Genomic DNA, 19,894 nt, shown 5'->3' with positions numbered 1-19,894 from the left:
CTCCTTTATTGACTATTAATTTGCTGTTTTTACCGCGAGGTCCCAAAGAGGATGAGGTTCATTTTTCCACGGTGTGCGAAGTAACTTATCCGCTGCCGCTTCACAATCAGCATTGAGTTCAGCAAACTGCCATTTAGGATTTCTATCCTTATCAATCAATAACGCCCGCACTCCTTCTTTAAAATCTCCAAAGGCACTGCAATTAACACTCAAGCCTAATTCAAATTGAAACACATCCGCTAACGTTAATTTTTCACTCAATTGAGACTGGGCGTAAATCAATGACCAACTCAGCGGGCTGCCTTTTAAAAAAGTGTTGATACTTCTTTGCAGCCACTCCTCTGTCGTATCAACTTGTTGAATACGTTTCACTATCTCGGCTAAACTACCAGTCATCAAGGCATCAATTTTTTCCTGCTCAAAATGTAATCGACTCTCTTTGCTATCCAAGCACTGATGCTTATCAAATAAGTCATTCAACATCGTATGGTGCTGCGCCATATTTTTCTGTTGCCAGGATAAGGTTAGCAAGGTATCCAGTACCACATTTTTATCTTGACTGGCTAATCTATGTGTCGCCATGTTGACATAAAGCGCATCAGCATCATTCATTTGATAAGCCGTTAATCCTAAGAAAAGGCCGATTTTGCCCGGCATTCGATTTAAAAAATAACTGCCTCCCACATCAGGATAAAGCCCAATCGTCACCTCAGGCATCGCAATACGCGAACGCTCAGTGACAATACGGTGGCTTCCACCAACCATTAGCCCCAAACCTCCCCCCATGACGATGCCGTCACCCCAAACAATCACCGGCTTTTCAAAACGATGTAACAAATAATCTAAACAATATTCTTGTTCAAAAAAATCCAATGCTTCATGGGTAACAGCGTTGGGTGCCAACACGCCCGCTTGATAGATTGCCCGTACATCCCCACCGGCACAGAATGCTTTCTCTCCCGCGCCTTCAAGTAACACACACACTATACTCGGATCATTTTTCCAACATGTTAATTGCGCTAACATGGCACTGACCATATCAAGGTTCAATGCATTCAATGCCGCTTCGCAATTAAGGGTCACTCGACCAATAACATGCCCATCTTGAGTTGGCAAAGTGCTAAAAATCACATCCTCAGTAGATAGTCCCTCTTCCACTTCCCCCTCCTTCCTTGCCCTTAGTGCCTGTTTCATGCTTTCCCCCTTGCTTGCTAAACCTTATACTAGATAACACTCACAGCATGTTCATCCAACAAACGTCTTGCAATAATTAACCGCATGATTTCATTGGTCCCTTCTAATATTTGATGTACACGCACATCCCGTACATGGCGCTCTAATGGGTATTCTTGAATATAACCATAGCCACCATGAATTTGTAGAGCACTGTCACACACTTGAAAACCAATATCGGTAGCAAAACGTTTCGCCATGGCGCAATAAGTCGTCGCCTGAACATCCCCATCATCGAGTTTAAAAGCCGCAAGCCTGACCATATTACGTGCAGCGACTAATTCCGTAGCCATATCCGCCAATTTAAACTGTAATGCTTGAAAAGCCGCTAAAGGCTTACCAAACTGCTCACGCTCATGCATATAGGTTGTCGCTCGATCTAAAGCAGCTTGGGCCGTTCCCACCGAACAAGTGGCAATGTTAATTCGCCCGCCATCCAGCCCTTTCATAGCAAAGGTAAAGCCTTGCCCTTCCTCGCCCAATAAGTGACTGGCAGGTACACGCACTTCATCAAAGGCGATTTGCGCTGTAGGTTGCGCATTCCAGCCCATTTTATCTTCTGCTTTACCGTAACTGACACCCTCGGCATTTGCAGGTACCGCTATCGCTGAAATGCCTTTTGCGCCTGGCTCACCAGTTCGGCACATCACCACTAACAGATCCGTTGCCCCTGCACCTGAAATGAACATTTTCGCTCCAGAGATCACATATTCATCTCCTTCTCGAACCGCTTTTGTTTTTAACGCAGCCGCATCACTGCCCGCCCCCGCCTCAGTTAAACAATATGACGCTAATGCCACGCCACTGGTCAATGATTCTGACCACTGCTCTCTTAATGACTCACTGCCAAAACTCGTCACCATCCAAGTGGCCATATTATGGATCGTTAACATGGCCGTTGTTGATGTACACCCTTTTGCCAACTCTTCAAAAATCAACACAGCATCGAGTCGAGACAATCCCAAACCGCCTTCGGTTTCAGGACTATAAAGTCCACAAAAACCTAGCTCGCCCGCTTTTTCGATGACCTCTCGAGGAAAATAATGCGCTTTATCCCACTGGGCAGCAAAAGGGGCCAGCTCTTCTCTGGAAAATTGATTGGCTAACTCAACAAATTGGCGTTGGTCGTCATTAAGGTTAAAGTTCATTCGGGTACTCCTGTCACGCTCTCGCTTGGATCTACAACTGATCTCAACCCCAACAAAATCATCCATTCATTTCGTTGGGATAGTTTTAAAAAGTGTTGTGATAATATTTAAATCGTTTATTGTCATTCACAACTAAAGCATTATTTTAGCCCTATGGTCATATTCGGGCTCGATGCGATTTCAATGTCAGACTCAAACCATCGCGCTGTGATGGTTTTCGTTTCGGTATAAAATCGCACAGCTTGCTTACCGTAAGCATGTTGATCTCCATAAAAACTGCCTTTCCACCCGGTAAAGGAGAAAAAAGGCAAAGGCACCGGAATAGGCACATTAATGCCCACTTGACCCACTTCAATTTCATGTTGGTATTTTCTTGCAGCAGCACCACAAGCCGTAAAGATAGAAGTGCCGTTGCCATATGGACTGGCATTGACAATCTCAATGGCATCTTCAAGAGAATCTGCATGCATGCACGCTAAAACAGGTCCAAATATTTCTTCTTTATAAATTGCCATGTCTTGAGTGACGTTATCAAACAAGGTCGGGCCGACCCAGTTACCACTTTCAAAACCCGGTACACTAAAGTCGCGCCCATCAAGCAAACACTCAGCGCCTTCTTCAATCCCTTGGCCAATTAAGTCAATGACTCGCGCTTTCGCAGCAGGGCTGATCAACGGGCCATACCCTGCTTCTTTATCATCCCATAAACCAGGCTTAACTTTAGCAATAGCCGCTTTCAGCTCAGGGATCCAACTTTTCGCCTCTCCCACAAAAACGGCAACCGATAACGCCATACAGCGTTGACCCGCTGCACCAACGGATGCGCCCACCAAATGATTAATCACTTGCTGCTTATTCGCATCAGGCATGATCACACAATGGTTTTTTGCGCCAGCAAAGGCTTGCACACGTTTTAAATGATCCGTCCCAGTTTTATACACATACTGACCCACCGCCACCGAGCCCACAAAGGATAGGGCTTTCACTTCAGGGTGACGTAATAAAATATCAACAGCGGTTTTATCGCCATGAATAAGCTGGAGTACTCCCTTAGGGGCACCAGCCTGTTCAAACAACTCCACTAAACGCTGTGGCGTCATAGGATCTTGCTCGGAAGGCTTCAATACAAAGGTATTGCCACAAGCTACCGCAAGCGGGAACATCCATAATGGGATCATGGCTGGAAAGTTAAACGGAGTGATCCCCGCACAAACCCCTAAAGGTTGAGTGTAGCTATAGGTATCAATAGAGCGAGCCACATTCTCAACCGTTTCCCCCATCATAAGCGACGCTATATTACAAGCATGTTCAGCCACTTCAATACCTCGCCAAACATCCCCTTTGGCATCATCAAAGGTTTTACCTGTTTCTTGGGCTAAAATAGTCGCCAGTTCATCATGATGCTCTTTCAATAAATGTTGATACCTCAACATCACTCGAGCGCGCTCAGATACTGGCACTTCCTTCCAACCTTTAAAAGCCTGCTTAGCACTGGCAATCGCGGTTTCAACTTCGCTTTCAGTCGCAGCATTCACTACAGCAATAGGCTGATTATTGGCCGGATTTGTTACGGTAATTTGCGTTTGACCTTGGCCTAAAACAAACTGGCCATCAATATAATGTTTAACTTGAGCTGTCATTTTCAATCCTTTACTTAAGCATGCCAATAGAGATTAATCCCGTTATACTGTCCGCATGCAGATCATCGATATGATTTATACTTCAATCGCCATCGCGGTAGCTTCCCCACCGCCGATGCACAATGAAGCCACTCCCCGTTTAAGGCCTCGCGCTTTTAACGCATAAATTAAGGTCACTAATAAGCGAGCACCTGAGCAGCCAATGGGATGACCTAATGCACATGCACCGCCATTGACATTGACCTTTTGGACATCCAAACCTAACTCTGAAATCGCCAACATAGTGACCATGGCGAAGGCTTCATTAATTTCAAATAAATCCACCTCATCGAATGACCAATTGACACTCTCTAATAATTTGGTCATGGCACCGACAGGCGCTGTAGTAAACATCGCAGGGGCTTGTGCATGAGTGCTATGGCCTTTAATGGTTGCCAGCACCTCTAAACCTTGCTTATTCGCTTGCTCACGAGACATCAAGAGTAGTGCTGCCGCGCCATCAGAAATAGAACTGGAATTGGCCGCGGTAATGGTGCCATCTTTAGCAAAAGCAGGACGTAATGTGGGAATTTTTTCAGGACGGGCGTTACCCGGTTGCTCATCGGTATCAAGGATCTGCTCACCTTTACGACTCGACACTGTCACAGGTGTAATTTCTTGCTTAAATAAACCCAGTTCTATGGCTAAGTTTGCTTTTTCAAGTGAGCCTAGCGCGAATGCATCCATTGCCTCACGGCTCAGCGTAAATTCATCTGCCGTTTCTTGAGCAAAACTGCCCATTGCGCCACCGGTATACGCATCTTCTAAGCCATCAAGAAACATATGATCCAACACTTTGCCATGGCCCATACGCATTCCACTGCGCGCTTTATCTAATAAATAAGGCGCTTGACTCATACTCTCCATACCGCCAGCAATAACAATATTGGCACTGCCCGCTTTAATTAAATCATGTCCTAGCATCACCGCTTTCATTCCAGAGCCACACACTTTATTCAGTGTTGTCGCGCCAACAGATAACGGCAATTGAGCGCCTAATGCCGCTTGACGAGCAGGTGCTTGTCCAAGCCCCGCAGGCAGGACACAGCCCATTAACACTTCATCTATTTGCTCTGGGTCAATATTGGCTTGAGTCATCATGCCCTGTATGGCTGTGCTCGCAAGCTTGGGCGCTGAAACGCTTGATAACCCACCTTGAAACCCCCCCATAGGGGTACGTTTTGCTGCCACAATAACAATATCTGAATTTGCTTGTACGCTACTCATATTCCACTCCGAAAATCTTTCTGCTAACACTACCGCTTCTCAATGCTTCTGAAATTTGACTTATTCGCATTCAAGCCTGATAAGGGTATATTCTTCTGGACAAAAAAACCTAACCAACACTCTGACGTTTACGCTAACGTAAAGCAAGGTTTGACCGAAAAAATCACAAAAAAAGCCAGCTTGTCCTTGTCACACCACATTTACAGTAAAGTAAAATAACACTATATAATAGACACGATGAGGTCCGCAAAATCTTTATGGGCTGTCTTGCGCACCGAAAAAATACAACAAGATCTAGGTGAGCTCGACTTGCAGCTCAAGCTGAAACCCGCAAATGATACTTTATATCCTATTAGTCTTAGATACAGTGACTAAATAACCCAACTCCGACACACCAAGTAATATGACGAAGATTTTTTGAGCCTTTAACCGATTTAAAAAACAAGTAGACTCTCCTAGGATCATAAAAGTATTGAATGTAAATCTTGAAAAATTCAACACTTCATTGGCAAGTATGTATTTCCAATCTTATAAAAAACGCTTTATTCAATCGCCCCTTGCTAAAATACGGTCAAGCAATCTTGTGGATAACAAACGACGCAAATAGCCAAAAATATAAGTCGGTTTTGTCACATAGTAGCGGGGTTTCGGATTGGCGCTTTTCATGATGGTTAAAAGCGGCTTCAATACCGCTTCAGGACCAAGAGTAAAAGGGGTTGAAGACTCTTCACTACTAAGACGAGATACCGTTTTTTGATAATTATCTCTATGGCGAGAAGCATGAATATCAATGGATTGTTCAATGGCGCGTAACGCATTAGCTCTGAACTGACTCACAATGGGGCCCGGCTCGATTAAACTCAGGGAAATATTCGTATCCATCAATTCAAGTCTAAGCGTATCGGTATAACCTTCTAAGGCAAATTTACTGGCGTTATAGGCACCACGATACTTCATCGCAACAAGCCCCAGTACAGAGCTATTTTGTACAATTTTTCCCGCACCTTGCGCTAACATCACAGGAATGACCGCACGAGTGAGTTCATGTAAACCAAATAAATTCGTTTCAAATTGCGCACGCAACGCCTCTGTCGGCAAATCTTCAATAGCGCCTCCCTGACCGAAAGCCGCATTATTAAAAAGTACGTCCAATCTCCCGCCAGTCAGTGCTAAGGTCGCTGCCAGCCCAATACGAATAGAATCGGCATCATTCATGTCCATTTGAACACAATTCAATCCTTTTGCTTGCAGCGCAATGACATCTTCTGCTTTTCGACAGCTAGCCACCACCTTAAATCCTGCCTCATGCAATTGCTCTGCGCAAAAACGGCCTATGCCGCTACTGCAGCCTGTAATGAATATTGATTGGGTCATGGTATTCTCTTCATTCAATTTTTCATAAGCATAAGGAAATAAACAGATATCACCAAGGCTTTTATTATCTCATTCCATAGGTAAAAAAATACTCAAAACATGTGCATAGCAGCTCAAGCCCATGGCGTAAAGAGACAATAATCTTCCTACTGAAATAATATTCAAAGAATTTAAAGATGATGACAAAAACAACATAAGATTTTGAAAATAAATAGTAAACAATTAAACAAGCTCAATAAAGCAAAGGAAGCAAAGGAAACACAGTCACAGGCTATTTTTTATATTTTACGAAAAATAGCCTGTCAGTTTTAATTGTCTAATCCATAAAAAATAAGCGCTATTAAATAAGCGCTACTACTAGAGGCGTAATCACACCACAAAACCGTGCACATTATCGTTTTAATGCGTCAGGCTATCTTGGCACCACCCTACCAGTATTACCAGACATATTCACTTGTACTTTTTCACCCACACGAAACATCATATTCGGATTGGCTTCTTGAACAATGGAGATAACGTTGCCATTGTCCAATCGAATGGTTAAGTTCACACCATTACTTTCACCCAGTGCATTCGCCGTTTTCCCCCCAGCATAGCCACCTAGCAATCCCCCCCCGATAGCCGCTAAAGTGGAACCTGTACCACCGCCAATCGTTGAGCCTAAGACGCCCCCCACAGCAGCCCCAGCAACGGTGCCCACGATATTCGAGCCCTCTGAGGCATCAATGGTCACAGGCTTAGTGTCTATAATGGTGCCATAGTAGACTTGTTGAACAGTGCGAGTCTCGGCCGACCCATAACTATCCCCATAAGGATTAGGTGTATTGGTACACCCCGTCAATTGAACCAATGACAAGGTGAACAAAACAGTGAGCAAAGCCCCTAATTTACATTTTATCATGATAAAAAATCCGTAAATTGTCATCTATAACACAAGTATAGATGGGAAACCTTGCTTACGCCGATTTTTCACTCAATACGGAAGTGATTAAAAATATGATTAATCATGTGTTATCAATAATATAATAACAACTCATCATTTCAATGATAATATCTATGCAGGTAACTCATTAAAAAAGTCGCGTGATGAAAATGAATCGGTTCGAACCATACTGAACAAAATACCTGGACAAAAGATGAGAAAAAACGGGCAATAACGTATTATTCGTAAACGCGTTATCGACTTTATTGAATCGTAATTTTCCCGTCCTGAGAAAATTTGTCACTCTGTCATCACCACTTACTTCCTGTCATAATAAATAAATGCTGTCGAAGCTTATGATAGCAATCATTATCAGGTAACCACATTGACACAGTATGTTGCTGAGCCTCCTTGACACCCTTAATGTGAAATGAATACCCATCCAGCCCAGACTCACCAATGACACTAGGGGCTGACCAAAACTCACACCTCTGCTCCACTTGCCAAAATAGCCAATCAACATATTGACTATCAAATAATTTAACGGGAAAATCTCGGTTTTTTTCGTCGCCATCACGATACTGAAAACCTTCAGCAGTACGTAAACCCGACTCATCCAAAGCTATTTTTAAGTAAAAATCATTGCCATAACCTGAAGCCAAAAATTCAAAGCGCTTTGTATCTACAGCCCACAGATTAAACGGCAAGAGACAAAGAAAAATGAACACCGTTTTTCTCATTAATAACCTCAAAAAAACTAAATAATACAGGTAATAAAATACTGACAAATACCGATTACAGGCCTAAAACACTAATGCCCATATCATTGGGCTCGCAACGCACTCAATTTTTTGTCGATTGCAATAACACATTGTGGGATGCTTGCCACTGAGTGGCGAGCGTAAAACCTGACATCTGTTGTATTTTCTGATGGGTAAAGGCCATGAGTTTTTCATTGGGTAAAGTAAAATCGACATCAAATTTACAGGGCTGATCCACATGCCAAGGGGTGTCAGTAAAAATTTCAAAATTATCGTGGATGAAAGCCACTAATCATGGGCTGCATCATGGGCTGCATCATGGGCTGCATCATGGGCTGCATCATGAGCACCTGATGAGGGCTTTAACCCATTAGCATACAGCTCATTACTGTCTTTCATCTCTTTGTAGAGCCAAACCATTCTAGTTTGAAATACTGACTGACCCCGTTAGCGATGCCTTTCTTTTATCCATTGCTTTACAGGCGCGACCCATTCAGCCAGAGGCCGATAAAAAGCACCATGCTCTAGACCTGTAGCAATCGAAATTTCCTTAAATGAGGTTAATCGAGGGCTCCTATTTTGCAGTTTTTTGCAAGTCAGCGCACCGTCAGAGGTTTCATAGACAGACAGAAAAGCCCCATTCATCTTAATCTCTGAATACTGGCTTGACACTATGCGCCCCCCCTGCTAACAGCACAGTATTCACAGGCGTTGCCTCCAAATAATGGGAAAAGAGTACACGGCTAACTCATTGTTGTAAATAAGTTATTCAACTTCCCCACTCATACTATTTAAGCGCTTTTATCACTGCACTGGCTGCATGACCTAAAAACAAGCTATCCATCCCAACGGCCAAAAGGGAATAACCCAATTTAATATAATCTGTTATACCTTCTGTAGAAGAAGAGAAGATCCCTAACGGTATATTAGCTTCCATGCATTTCGTGGTGACTTTGTTAATAGCCTCCACGACATCTGGATGCTCGATATTCCCAACTAGCCCCATACTGGCAGACAAATCATAAGGTCCAATAAAGACACAATCAATACCTGAAACGGCTAATATTTCAGTAATATTGTCAACCGCAGTAATATGTTCAATTTGAATAATCTTTGCAATTTTTTGATTTGCTTGCGCAACATAATCAGCAAAATTCAATCCATATCCATGTGCGCGTGCAATTCCCACGCTGCGGATCCCTTCAGGAGGATATTGGCTTAATTGAATTAAATGATGCACATCTTCTGGGCTCTTAACTTGAGGAATAATGATCCCCTCAGCACCAATATCAAGACATTTTTTAATCCAAATTTCATCATTCGCAGGACAACGAACAACACAAGGAACACCGCTTGCTTGGATTATTCTCTGAGCATCAGAAATATCAATTAAGCCATGTTCAAGATCTAGAAAAAGCCAATCGAACCCTTGTAATGAATAAATTTCAGCCACTTCAGGGCTAGGTAAAGAAAGAATCGTTCCCACTAACTTTTCACGAGCCAACAGTTTTCGTCTAAAATTGAATGCCACACCATTATCCTCTAGAGCTATACTTTTTATTTTTCCAATAGATAAGAATACAAAATAAGTATACTAGGGGCGGTATTTTTTTGTGGCCAAATGCTCCCCTAATTGCAACTAAGATTCGAATATTACGCTGGTTTGAACCATTGCGCGACCAGACAACCAAAATAATGACGACGAGAACGCTTAAGATGAGTAGTGACCGAGAACGCTTAAGATGAGTAGTGACAGCCCTGTGCTCATCTTACCCCTATCTCTCGATAACATCAGGGTCGCAGCTACACTCGGCCTTTCCTTAATCTGTTACACGTCTTTTGAGCAATAATGTGACTAGCACTGCTACTATGTCCAGACATTGTTACAGTACTCGATTGTTTTGAAACTAATAGATTCATTGGATGAGTTAGGCTTTCTAGTTCACAGTGACGGCTATGCCACACAGGAACACCTTGCCCAGAAATGAACTTAACACTTTCCGGTGAACTGAACTCTGCCAGATAAACAACGCCTCTTGCACCCAACAAAGTAATCTCTAACTGCCCTTCAAATAAATTGGGTGTTATTTAGCCACCCCTATTCATCAAAAGGACTATATCTTCCCTACCCTCACAACCTTCTATGAACGCCATCAGGGCTATTTATGTATTGGGTAAAAGAACAAAGTTCATGATTCGCTCTCAGCAAAAGAGTGTATAAGATCATAACAATCTCAAATTGAAAAGCCTTGTGGGAGTTAATTGCCTAAAACTCGTTCACGCTCTCATTCTGCATAATATCGCTAAATCAACCTCGTTGACGCTCAAAGAAGCGTTTATCATACCATAATACTATCGATGCTATAGCCAATAAAAAGTATAATAAAAAGAAGAAGCCAAAATAATAGGAAAAAGAAAAATAAAAGATGATTAGGTCAAGAAGTAAAAGCATCAGATAAGCAAGGACTATGGAAATAGCCGGACAAATATTATAGAAAGAGATAATATACAATTTAGAGGATTTAATCGCATATTTAGTCATTATTTTTTTTGATAATGGCCAATATATTCCAACACTCACTCCAATTAAAACTGAACCAATATAAAGGTTAACCAGCTCTTTACCAAAAGACAAAACAGAAATGCCCAAAAAAGTCAAACCAAGAACGAAAAAACATGACTTTAAAATTGAAATAGACCTAATGTTGTTACTCATTTTCAACGCAAACTGTATTAAAAGCATACATGATAGTGAGGATAAGCTGAAACTAAAAAAAGCCAATCCCCCTATTTTTACAGCGTTAGATACTGCATAGTAATCTTTCGCTACAAAAATAACCATTCCAGCATATAAAGTCATGACCATATAATTACAAATTGAAAATATAAAAAAAACGGCCTCAGACTTACTGAGTTTTTGTAATAATGATGGTTTACTCTTCTCTAATGAAAAATTAAATTCCTTTATATTAAAACAACTCCATAAAAACACTAAACTGACACTCAATAAAAGAGATAAAATAAAGCTATCATAAGTCAGAAACTCAGAAAATAATAGCGGTGATAATACAATTGCTAACATTTGCATTGCTATATGAAGATTACAATAATTATCAGAACTATTATTTTTAATAGAAGATGTACAATACAGATCTAGTATACTATAAAATACTGAAGAAATGTATCTAAAAATAATATTTGCGATTAAAAAAATATAAAATGATTTTGTATAAATTATTACACACAAGGATAATATACTTATCACACTGAGAGACACTGTTAATAGTTTTATGTTTTTATTTCTAATGAAATTAATTGATAAAACACCTAGCACTTCCATTACAGCACCTGTAATCAGTATTAAAGGTAACAACACCTCTTTATACTCAGGATTATTATAAATCAAAAATGCTTGCGGAATAATGCTTGTTGATCCCACCCATAGAAATCGAATAATGAAAAACGAAAGATTATGTGAGAAAAAAAATGGCCCCTTTTTCATGAGACTATAATTATTTCATGCCATTTACAAATTATCATTTTTGGTAAAAAGATCAGATAATGCATCGACATACTCATTCAAATATTGCTTTATTATTTTAGAAGAATAATAACGAACTTTATAATTGCAAATAATATCAATTCCCTTCTCATTATTTAAAGAAATAAACCACATTATCTTAAAGTCACTTGTATTGGGTAGAACAAATACATCTTTCATATCAGCCCCCATGACATCAAAATAATGATTCTGGTGTTGATTAACCATAAAATTAAAGATCATACTTCCTTTTCCACAATGCGATACTTCCTTAAGAAATTCATGAATAAAATCATAAGACATACTGTATTTGTTGGCATCATGAACGATGCTTTTTACTGATTGTAACTGTTCGAACAAACTCACTTTATTATTCAAGCATAGCCTTATGATGACTCTCCTAGCAAAAAAACCTATCGTATCACGTATAGCACCACCAATACGATTGGCATTACCAATAGGTATACAAAGATCATTTGTTCCAGTTTGTCTTACAGAAAATTTATAAAAACCAAGAAGAAACAAATGAAATAATGTGCAATTATTAACTTCCACACACGATTGCAAAGCATGATATAAACGTGCATTAATGGATATTTTATCCGTATTTATTGCCTTATGATCTAATTGACTTTGCTCTTGATAAGGAAGTTCTAATTCACTAGAACCTTGTAAAAAGTCTATCCAAAATTCTCTATACTCTCTCATGTTTATTTCTTTATGAGTTTTTTTAGACCATTCAGCGTAATCGACATACTGTAATTTCCCCCTTTCAACAATCAACTTAGCTTGATTCTGTAATATAGAATATGCTGATTTAATATCCCGCATAGTAATATACATTGATGTCCCATCCGAAATTAAATGGTGCATCACCAAGAGTATGATACTGTGTTTGTTCGTCGTTTTAATCAGCTTTAGTGAAAGTAAAGGACCAGTATAAGGATTAGAGATATTCAATTGCATATCTATGGCTAAATCGCTTAAGTATTCCATTGTCTCTAAATAATTAATTTCAACAAACATATGAACTTCATCCACTGAAACATGCATATTCTCTAATACAACTTGGTAGTATTTACCTGCTATTTTTTGAAAACACGTTCTTAAAATAAGATTCTGCTGGATCACATGCTTTACTGCACCTTTTAACAATCCCAAATCTATATTTTCAGAAAACTTCACGGCAAAACGTAAATGCTCATCGTCTATCTTATCTTCTTCTATCAGAAGCAGCCAAAAATCCTGTTGATGTGACACTAACTTACTCTCTTCACTCGCGCACCGAACAATACCTTTCGCCCCACATTGTATTTGATTTTTATTGTGATAAATATATTTAGCTATTTCGTTTATATTACTGTGTTCACGCAATACCTCTAAATTAATCTCAACATCAGCCCATCGACTCAAGCTTTCAGACAGCTCAATAATTTGAATAGAGTCAAATCCATAACTGAAAAAATCATCACTATAATTAATATTATCAACCTCTGCTTCACAAGCATCGGTTACCCACAAGGCAATTTCATCACGAATAACCACTAATGAACTAGGCTGTTGAGTAAAAAAACCTCCCTGATGCGGAACCGTCACCATACTATTGACCCCTTTTTCTTGAGGTATGTCAGTTTTAGTGACCATAATATCCAGCAAAGGATCTTGTTCTGTTAGATTTGTAGTTGATGAAACAACTAAGTCTGAAACCTGCTTATTAGTCTCTTCTTGAACAGGTACGTTGTTCTGATTTAGAGAAGCATTCGATAATTGATTTAACTTAGACTGCTCAACCATTAAGCCTTTTGCTAAATAGCGAGCTAACTTTGAGACACTAGGATATTCATTCATTAATACAGGAGAGATATCACAATTAAGCCAGTTTTCAAGTTTCTTGAATAACTGTATACGCAAAACAGAGCTTAAACTATAGCAAGAAAAATGAGCATCGACATCAATATCCGCCACTCTACACGATAGCATGTCCCTTAGTGTAAACTGTAACCATATACTGATCTCTATCGCTGTAGGAAACAACAGAGTAGACGTCCTATTTTCAGATGATTCAAGTTGACGTCGACGAATATGTCCATCTTCAATATTTTCTCCTACTCTGCAAGCAACACCAAAAGAAGAAGGCTTTCTATCGGATAAACGTGGATTATTCCATACATATAAACTCTCTTTGATTAAATCACCATTTTCGTAACTTTGTTTACATCGCTGCCTCTGCACCTTTCCACTTGTTGTTTTTGGTAATTGTTTTTTATTTAAGATACAGATAGATAATATCGGCATCGGATGCTCTGCATAAATTGAATGTTCTATCGCTTTAATAACTTCAGTTTGACAATTTTTTATCTCTTTCGCATTATTAACTTCCAAAGCAATAACAACAGCCTCATTAGCTTTCGCTGAAATAATTGAAAAAGCAATAACACAGCCAGGTCTGATCAGACTATGGCTTTTCTCAACAGCAAGCTCAATATCCTGCGGATAAATATTTTCTCCATTAATAATCATGGTATCTTTAAGCCGACCGGTAATAAATAACTCACCCTTATACATAAAACCCAAATCACCCGTTCTTAAATATTGATGATCCGTTACTTCATTTTTAATACTTGCATTAAATACCTGCTCTGATCCTTCAAGCATTCCCCAATACCCCTTGGCTTTACTCGCTGAATCAACCCATATTTCACCAACCATTTTCGAATGACAACGTTCACCACTATCAGCATTGACAATAGCAAGATGTACGCTATCAGGTACTTGACCACAACCCACCAAGGTTTGAGTATGAGTGCTTTTATCAGTAACCGTCTTCACCAAGCCTTTTAATAAAGACCGTTTATCAAGATGAATCCTTAACGTCCCTCCAATACTGACAGCCACGGTATGCTCAGCAAGCCCATAAGCGGGACAAAAAGCCTCAGGCCGAACACCTGAAACCGAGAAACATTCTATAAAGTACCGTATCGTCTCATCCCTGATCGGCTCTGCTGCACTCATAAATATTTGTAAGTATGACAAATTCCATTGTTCACGCTGTACAGGAAGTGTCTTCCTAGCCACTAACTTATAAGCAAAGTCTGGTGCAGCAGTATGGGTTGCCCGAACTCGATCCATGACATCCATCCATAAAGCAGGCCGCTTAATAAAATCCAATGGAGATATTATCCATAAACAACCATTGCCATAAATACAATTCAAAATACCGCTAATCAAACCAAAATCATGAAAATGTGGTACCCAAGAAACTATTCTAGACTGACCATTAAACCCCAAAGCTTGCCGATTAATATACATCTGATGATTTAAATTTCCCCAAGTGATACAAACCCCTTTAGGATCAGAAGTAGAGCCCGAGGTATATTGCAATAGTGCTATTTCCCCACATTCAACATTAAAAGGGTCAAAGCTCCTTTTAATATGTCGACTCGGCACTAACCAAGGAACGATAGCATTGTTCAATTTTCCTGGTTGAAAAATGGCTTTTACATTACCCACTTTACGAGCTAGATTATAACTGTTACTTGTTAGCAACAACTTAGGAGAACAATCGGCAATAATTTTATTAAGATATTCCATCTCTATGTGCATAGGATCGGGTGGAATAACTGGCACAGGAATAATGCCTGCATATAAACAACCGAGCAATGCCTCGACGAAATCTAAAGAAGGAGGATAGATCAGTAAAACACGATCGCCAGCTTTAAGATGACATTGACAGGTTAGCTCATAGGCAATAGTCATAGCATATTGATTAAGCTCTTCCCTGCTTAACCTAGCAGAATCTGATCCATCACTACCCACTAAATACAATAGATCATTTGATGACCCCATTGTTGAAAGCATATGCTGCAAGAAATCATGTCTGCTTGATTTCATTGTATTCCCCAATACGACAGGCCAGAATTTAAGTTATAAAAATAACAACCCAATAAAAAAATACCAAAACAAGGCCCTTAGCCGCCTCTCTTTATTTATAGTTCAAAAATAGAAATTTTCCGTGTCATTAATACATTATGAGGGTGTTTTTATAAAAGTGACTTGTCTGCTTACTATGACAATAATGTCAATCATCACATTTCACCCTATGTTTAAATTCACTTACCGGTGGTTAATCACGGTAGGAAGCCAACAAAAATTGCACTGATTATCTGAAACTAAGGCTTATTTCTGAACGCTTATCGTGATCTTAATTAGATGAAAACAGAAATCAAAACCAGCTATGAGAACATAGCAAGATGATGTATTTTAAATCATTCACTACTTCCTGATTAATACTTTGTGATTATCTAGATTCACTTATCTGAAACTGCAATGATACATAGGCAACAATTACAGCTATTATCGCCAAAAATGGCCCTGAGATGTTGGTAAAGTAAACAGAAAAACTCTCCCAAGCTTTCGAAGAAACTATATGTACGTAATGTCCTTATACCAAAATTTCAAGTACATATGCCGCTACAGGGAGTAATAACAATACCAAAATTAGTACTGTAACTGCATAAAGAACTCTCCCTATCAACTAACGCCTGCCAGCAAGGACGCTGAAAAGCAGTACCTGAAGCACTTTCAAATGCTACCTGCCATTTGCTAACTTTTGATACTAAGATAGTGATTTTATTTACTAAAACTTTTCATTTTCTAAGGCTAATCCATCAAGTGAAATGCTTCATCCCCAATAGTTGTTTGTGGCGGGATTCAACAAGTAAAACTCCGGTTCAGAATCTGGAGTAATAATTTTTCCGATAACTTCTCCAGAAATCTTAACTATTAATTCTAGCTTAAAACTCTCATCGCCCAAGTGACAGAAAACCTCTTCAACCTCGAAAGAGGAAGAGGCCTCTTTATTTAATATAATTTCAATCCAATCTGACATAATTATGCATTAACAACTTATTCAACAGCAGCAGGATAGTCTTCCAAACTGCTTACTCTTTTTTTTAAAAAATCATTAAGCTAGAGTATACAGCTAATCCATAATGCGCATGCTCAAACATCAGGCCCGCAACATAACAAGTAACCAGTACTTATTCTCACTCTCAATTAGTCAAAAACGCATCATTAATAGTCTGTATTTTATGGTATTTATTGAAGTAGAACTTATTAGCCAGCATGCACTTTTTATTCCGCACTCCCTCAGCCAGCAAACTACCACCCAAAAGACACCTTTGTAAATAAAATGTTTAAAACAAATAAAGAGAAAAGTAAAAACCATTGATCTCGCTCACAAGTTTCATTGGTTCCTCCCTAAGTAAAAAGCCCTCTCTAAGTAACAAGACTCCCTTTGTAACAAGAGGGGGGTTGCTGTGGTTCCCCTTTTGGCCCAGTGTGAATGGGAATTCACGACCTTCGATTAAGCGAAGCTTAATATCATAAACCCAACTTGAAGAAACACCCTGCTTTCATACTCTTTGCTTTTTGCTTTTTGCTTTTTGCTTTTTGCTTTTTGCTTTTAAAGCCAGTGTGAATATAAAAATAACCATCGGAAACACGGATGTTTCCGTCTGAGCCTATAAGGAGATATTTACGGCGAGTTATTTTAATATTCGCACATCAATCTGCGGCAGCAATTCAATCCAATAAGGCTATGATATTAAATACATCATCAAATACAAATATAGCTAGACGCTATCCAAGGTTCCAATGTGTGGATTGGAATCCACGATCTCAGCCTGCGGCAAGCTAATTGATGTCAATAACATGACCAATTCAAACAACACTTTTCAATACCGATAAAGCCAAAAGTTAGCTCATTATTCCCCAAATGTGAGTGCCCAATCACAATTGTATCCCCATCATACCCAAGTCACATCACTTATGTTACATTGCTGTAATTACAGATAAAATAAATTATTCAATCCTACAATTTACATCGACTTTTTAACCCGATTAACCCGACTATTTCCGCTTACAATAAGGACAAATCTCAAATGGAACTGATCTCTTTTTCCCGCCTATTGATGGGTTTAGCCCTCACTGTCGCTATCACAGCCTGCGGCGGTGGAGGCGATGATACCAACGCCAATAATGACAGCAGTAATAACCTCGATAATGGCACGCCCAGTACCAATGTTGGCGCCAGCATTGCGCGATGTGACACCTTAAGTGGACAAGCGGCCAATAATACTCAGTGGACCTTAATCAGCACCGACTCTGCACTGCAATTTCAAGTTGAACCTGATTATTATGCTGAGCAATCCGGTGCCATTTTAGCGAAAATGACAAGCAACAGTGCCAACTACCAATATCACTGGCAACAATTAAGCGGCGAACCACTCACCTTAATCTCCCCCCATAGTGCCCTATTAGCATTTGAGGCCTCAAGCGAAGGGGCTTATACACTTCAAGTGAATGTGCTCGAAAAGCATCCTGATCAAGGTTCAACTCCTCAAACTTGGCAAGAAACGCTGGATATTAATATCAGCGGGCTCAAATCTCATAACGCTCAAGTCAGAGTCAGCCATCAAGCCACTCAGGGCAGTTTGGTGAGTCTTCGCCATCATTTAATGAGTTCAACTGCCTCCATGACAGCGTTAACTTGGTGTCTTGCAGCGGGCCCGGATCTCTTAGTGGATTTTACGCAAATCGACCGCCCTCTTTTTGCTGCCCCCAGCGTCACAAATGACACCTTAAGCTCGCTGCGCGCCATTGCCACTATTAATGGTGAAACAGTTATCGATGACGTCCATGTGCTGATCACCAAAGAAGAGGCCATCACCTCCAATTATTTTCCCGATCCTTTGACACGCACTTTTGCTTATGAGGCCAGCTCTCCCTTCGCTACTGCACTTGAGCAATGTGTTTATAGCAACACACTAACCGAGCCTTGTTTATTATCAAACCTACCGTTAATTAGTCAGCAAAGCAGTCATAATGCCATGAAAGCGGCCATTCGCGATCGTTTAGTGGTTTCCCATCAATGGATGGGAGATAACTTTATGCAATTTCTTGAGCAGATGGATCCCCAAGGAGATTTTTTAACCTTATTACAATCTGTGACCGCCATTGTGATCAGCAGCGATATTCGCCCCTCTTTTTATTGGGCGTTAACAGGCGCCATTTACTTAGATCCTGATAATTTATGGCTCACAGCCAGTGAACGCGATACCATAAGTGAAGAACCCGATTATCGCAGCCAATTTGGTGAATCGCTTAACTTCCTGATCCCTTGGCGATACATCAAAGATAATAATTATGCCTCTGAATATTTCTCTATCGCCAATAGAGGTGCACGCTCCCTTGACTCTCTCACTCCCGAGTTAGCCTCTTTGCTATATCATGAGTTAGCCCACGCTAATGATTATTTCCCTGTCGAACTGCATAGCCAATTACAAGGTCCTAGACTCATCGATGACTTTGAATGGATAAGCAATACAGACTTACTGATTTCAACGAAACTGAATCAACAAAATCCACTCACCAGTGAACCTCTGCTTAATTTGGCTAACGTCAGTTTTAGAGGTGAAGATGCAACAAGCACACAACAAGCCTACACACCTGACGATGTCAGTGGATTTTTTAGTCAAGATCATGCCAATGCTTACTATGCTTATAGTAGCCAACAAGAAGACATGGCCATGTTATTTGAAGAGGCCATGATGAGCTATCGTTTTGGCATTCAACGAGATATTGCCGTCACCGATAAACCCGCTAATGCAACAGCCAATAATATCACTCTCAGTTGGGGACAACGTGGCCGCATTGGTGAAGACAAAGTGTTCGAGCGCTTTGCACTGATTGGCACATCCATTTTACCTACTATCAATGCGCAGGTGATCCGTAATGCCCTGCCCGCGCCCACTCAGTTACCGTCAGGTTCCACTTGGGCACAAAGCTTAACGCAAACAATCAATAATTCGGTGAAGCAAAGTGTAAGTAGTCAAAGCAATACACTAGCGCAAAAGGAGCTGTCTATAACCAATCAAGAGCGCTTAATCAATAGCGGCCAGCATCGCCCCCATCCACCATTGAAACTCAGTGGTAAACGTTAAGTTTCA

The 19,894-nt window shown here is 40.2% G+C and carries 14 protein-coding genes; 1 reads left to right on the top strand and 13 read right to left on the bottom strand.

Features of this window, described 5'->3' with window-relative positions; genetic code table 11:
* Positions 1 to 15: 15 nt before the first annotated feature.
* The 13 genes from Q0779_RS14335 to Q0779_RS14275 all read right to left on the bottom strand — a co-directional run bounded on the left by Q0779_RS14335 (position 16) and on the right by Q0779_RS14275 (position 16,773).
* Positions 16 to 1,194, bottom strand: coding sequence for an enoyl-CoA hydratase/isomerase family protein (locus tag Q0779_RS14335; protein WP_298773531.1), 1,179 nt, complete (start codon positions 1,192 to 1,194; stop codon positions 16 to 18).
* A 29-nt stretch (positions 1,195 to 1,223) separates the two neighbouring features.
* On the bottom strand, positions 1,224 to 2,381 hold the full coding sequence (locus tag Q0779_RS14330) for an acyl-CoA dehydrogenase family protein (RefSeq protein WP_298773530.1): 1,158 nt from the start codon (positions 2,379 to 2,381) through the stop codon (positions 1,224 to 1,226).
* A gap of 140 nt (positions 2,382 to 2,521) precedes the next feature.
* Positions 2,522 to 4,021, bottom strand: coding sequence for a CoA-acylating methylmalonate-semialdehyde dehydrogenase (locus Q0779_RS14325; protein WP_298773528.1), 1,500 nt, complete (start codon positions 4,019 to 4,021; stop codon positions 2,522 to 2,524).
* A gap of 75 nt (positions 4,022 to 4,096) precedes the next feature.
* Positions 4,097 to 5,287, bottom strand: coding sequence for an acetyl-CoA C-acyltransferase (locus Q0779_RS14320; protein ID WP_298773526.1), 1,191 nt, complete (start codon positions 5,285 to 5,287; stop codon positions 4,097 to 4,099).
* Between the two features lie 546 nt (positions 5,288 to 5,833).
* Positions 5,834 to 6,661, bottom strand: coding sequence for an SDR family oxidoreductase (locus Q0779_RS14315; protein ID WP_298773525.1), 828 nt, complete (start codon positions 6,659 to 6,661; stop codon positions 5,834 to 5,836).
* Positions 6,662 to 7,073: 412 nt separating this feature from the next.
* Positions 7,074 to 7,562 (bottom strand): glycine zipper 2TM domain-containing protein, encoded by a 489-nt coding sequence (locus Q0779_RS14310; RefSeq protein ID WP_298773524.1) that lies wholly within the window; start codon positions 7,560 to 7,562, stop codon positions 7,074 to 7,076.
* A 332-nt stretch (positions 7,563 to 7,894) separates the two neighbouring features.
* Positions 7,895 to 8,323 (bottom strand): hypothetical protein, encoded by a 429-nt coding sequence (locus Q0779_RS14305; RefSeq protein WP_298773522.1) that lies wholly within the window; start codon positions 8,321 to 8,323, stop codon positions 7,895 to 7,897.
* Positions 8,324 to 8,426: 103 nt separating this feature from the next.
* On the bottom strand, positions 8,427 to 8,633 hold the full coding sequence (locus Q0779_RS14300) for a hypothetical protein (protein WP_298773521.1): 207 nt from the start codon (positions 8,631 to 8,633) through the stop codon (positions 8,427 to 8,429).
* Between the two features lie 158 nt (positions 8,634 to 8,791).
* Complete coding sequence (locus Q0779_RS14295; RefSeq protein ID WP_298773520.1) at positions 8,792 to 9,016, bottom strand: hypothetical protein; 225 nt, start codon at positions 9,014 to 9,016, stop codon at positions 8,792 to 8,794.
* Positions 9,017 to 9,131: 115 nt separating this feature from the next.
* Positions 9,132 to 9,875 (bottom strand): aldolase/citrate lyase family protein, encoded by a 744-nt coding sequence (locus Q0779_RS14290; protein WP_298773519.1) that lies wholly within the window; start codon positions 9,873 to 9,875, stop codon positions 9,132 to 9,134.
* A gap of 777 nt (positions 9,876 to 10,652) precedes the next feature.
* Positions 10,653 to 11,783, bottom strand: coding sequence for a hypothetical protein (locus Q0779_RS14285; RefSeq protein WP_298773518.1), 1,131 nt, complete (start codon positions 11,781 to 11,783; stop codon positions 10,653 to 10,655).
* An 87-nt stretch (positions 11,784 to 11,870) separates the two neighbouring features.
* Entirely contained in the window at positions 11,871 to 15,776 is a 3,906-nt protein-coding gene (locus Q0779_RS14280; protein ID WP_298773516.1) for an AMP-binding protein, read from the bottom strand.
* 790 nt (positions 15,777 to 16,566) lie between these two features.
* Positions 16,567 to 16,773, bottom strand: coding sequence for a hypothetical protein (locus Q0779_RS14275; RefSeq protein WP_298773515.1), 207 nt, complete (start codon positions 16,771 to 16,773; stop codon positions 16,567 to 16,569).
* Positions 16,774 to 17,827: 1,054 nt separating this feature from the next.
* Between Q0779_RS14275 and Q0779_RS14270 the strand changes: the two genes are divergently transcribed.
* Positions 17,828 to 19,888, top strand: a complete 2,061-nt coding sequence (locus Q0779_RS14270) for a hypothetical protein (RefSeq protein WP_298773514.1) — start codon at positions 17,828 to 17,830, stop codon at positions 19,886 to 19,888.
* Positions 19,889 to 19,894: the final 6 nt, after the last annotated feature.

It is taken from the genome of uncultured Shewanella sp., assembly GCF_947491715.1.
Classification (GTDB): Bacteria; Pseudomonadota; Gammaproteobacteria; order Enterobacterales; family Shewanellaceae; genus Shewanella.
The sequence above is the reverse complement of the archived record's forward strand: the minus strand, read 5'-3'. Positions and strand labels throughout refer to the sequence as shown.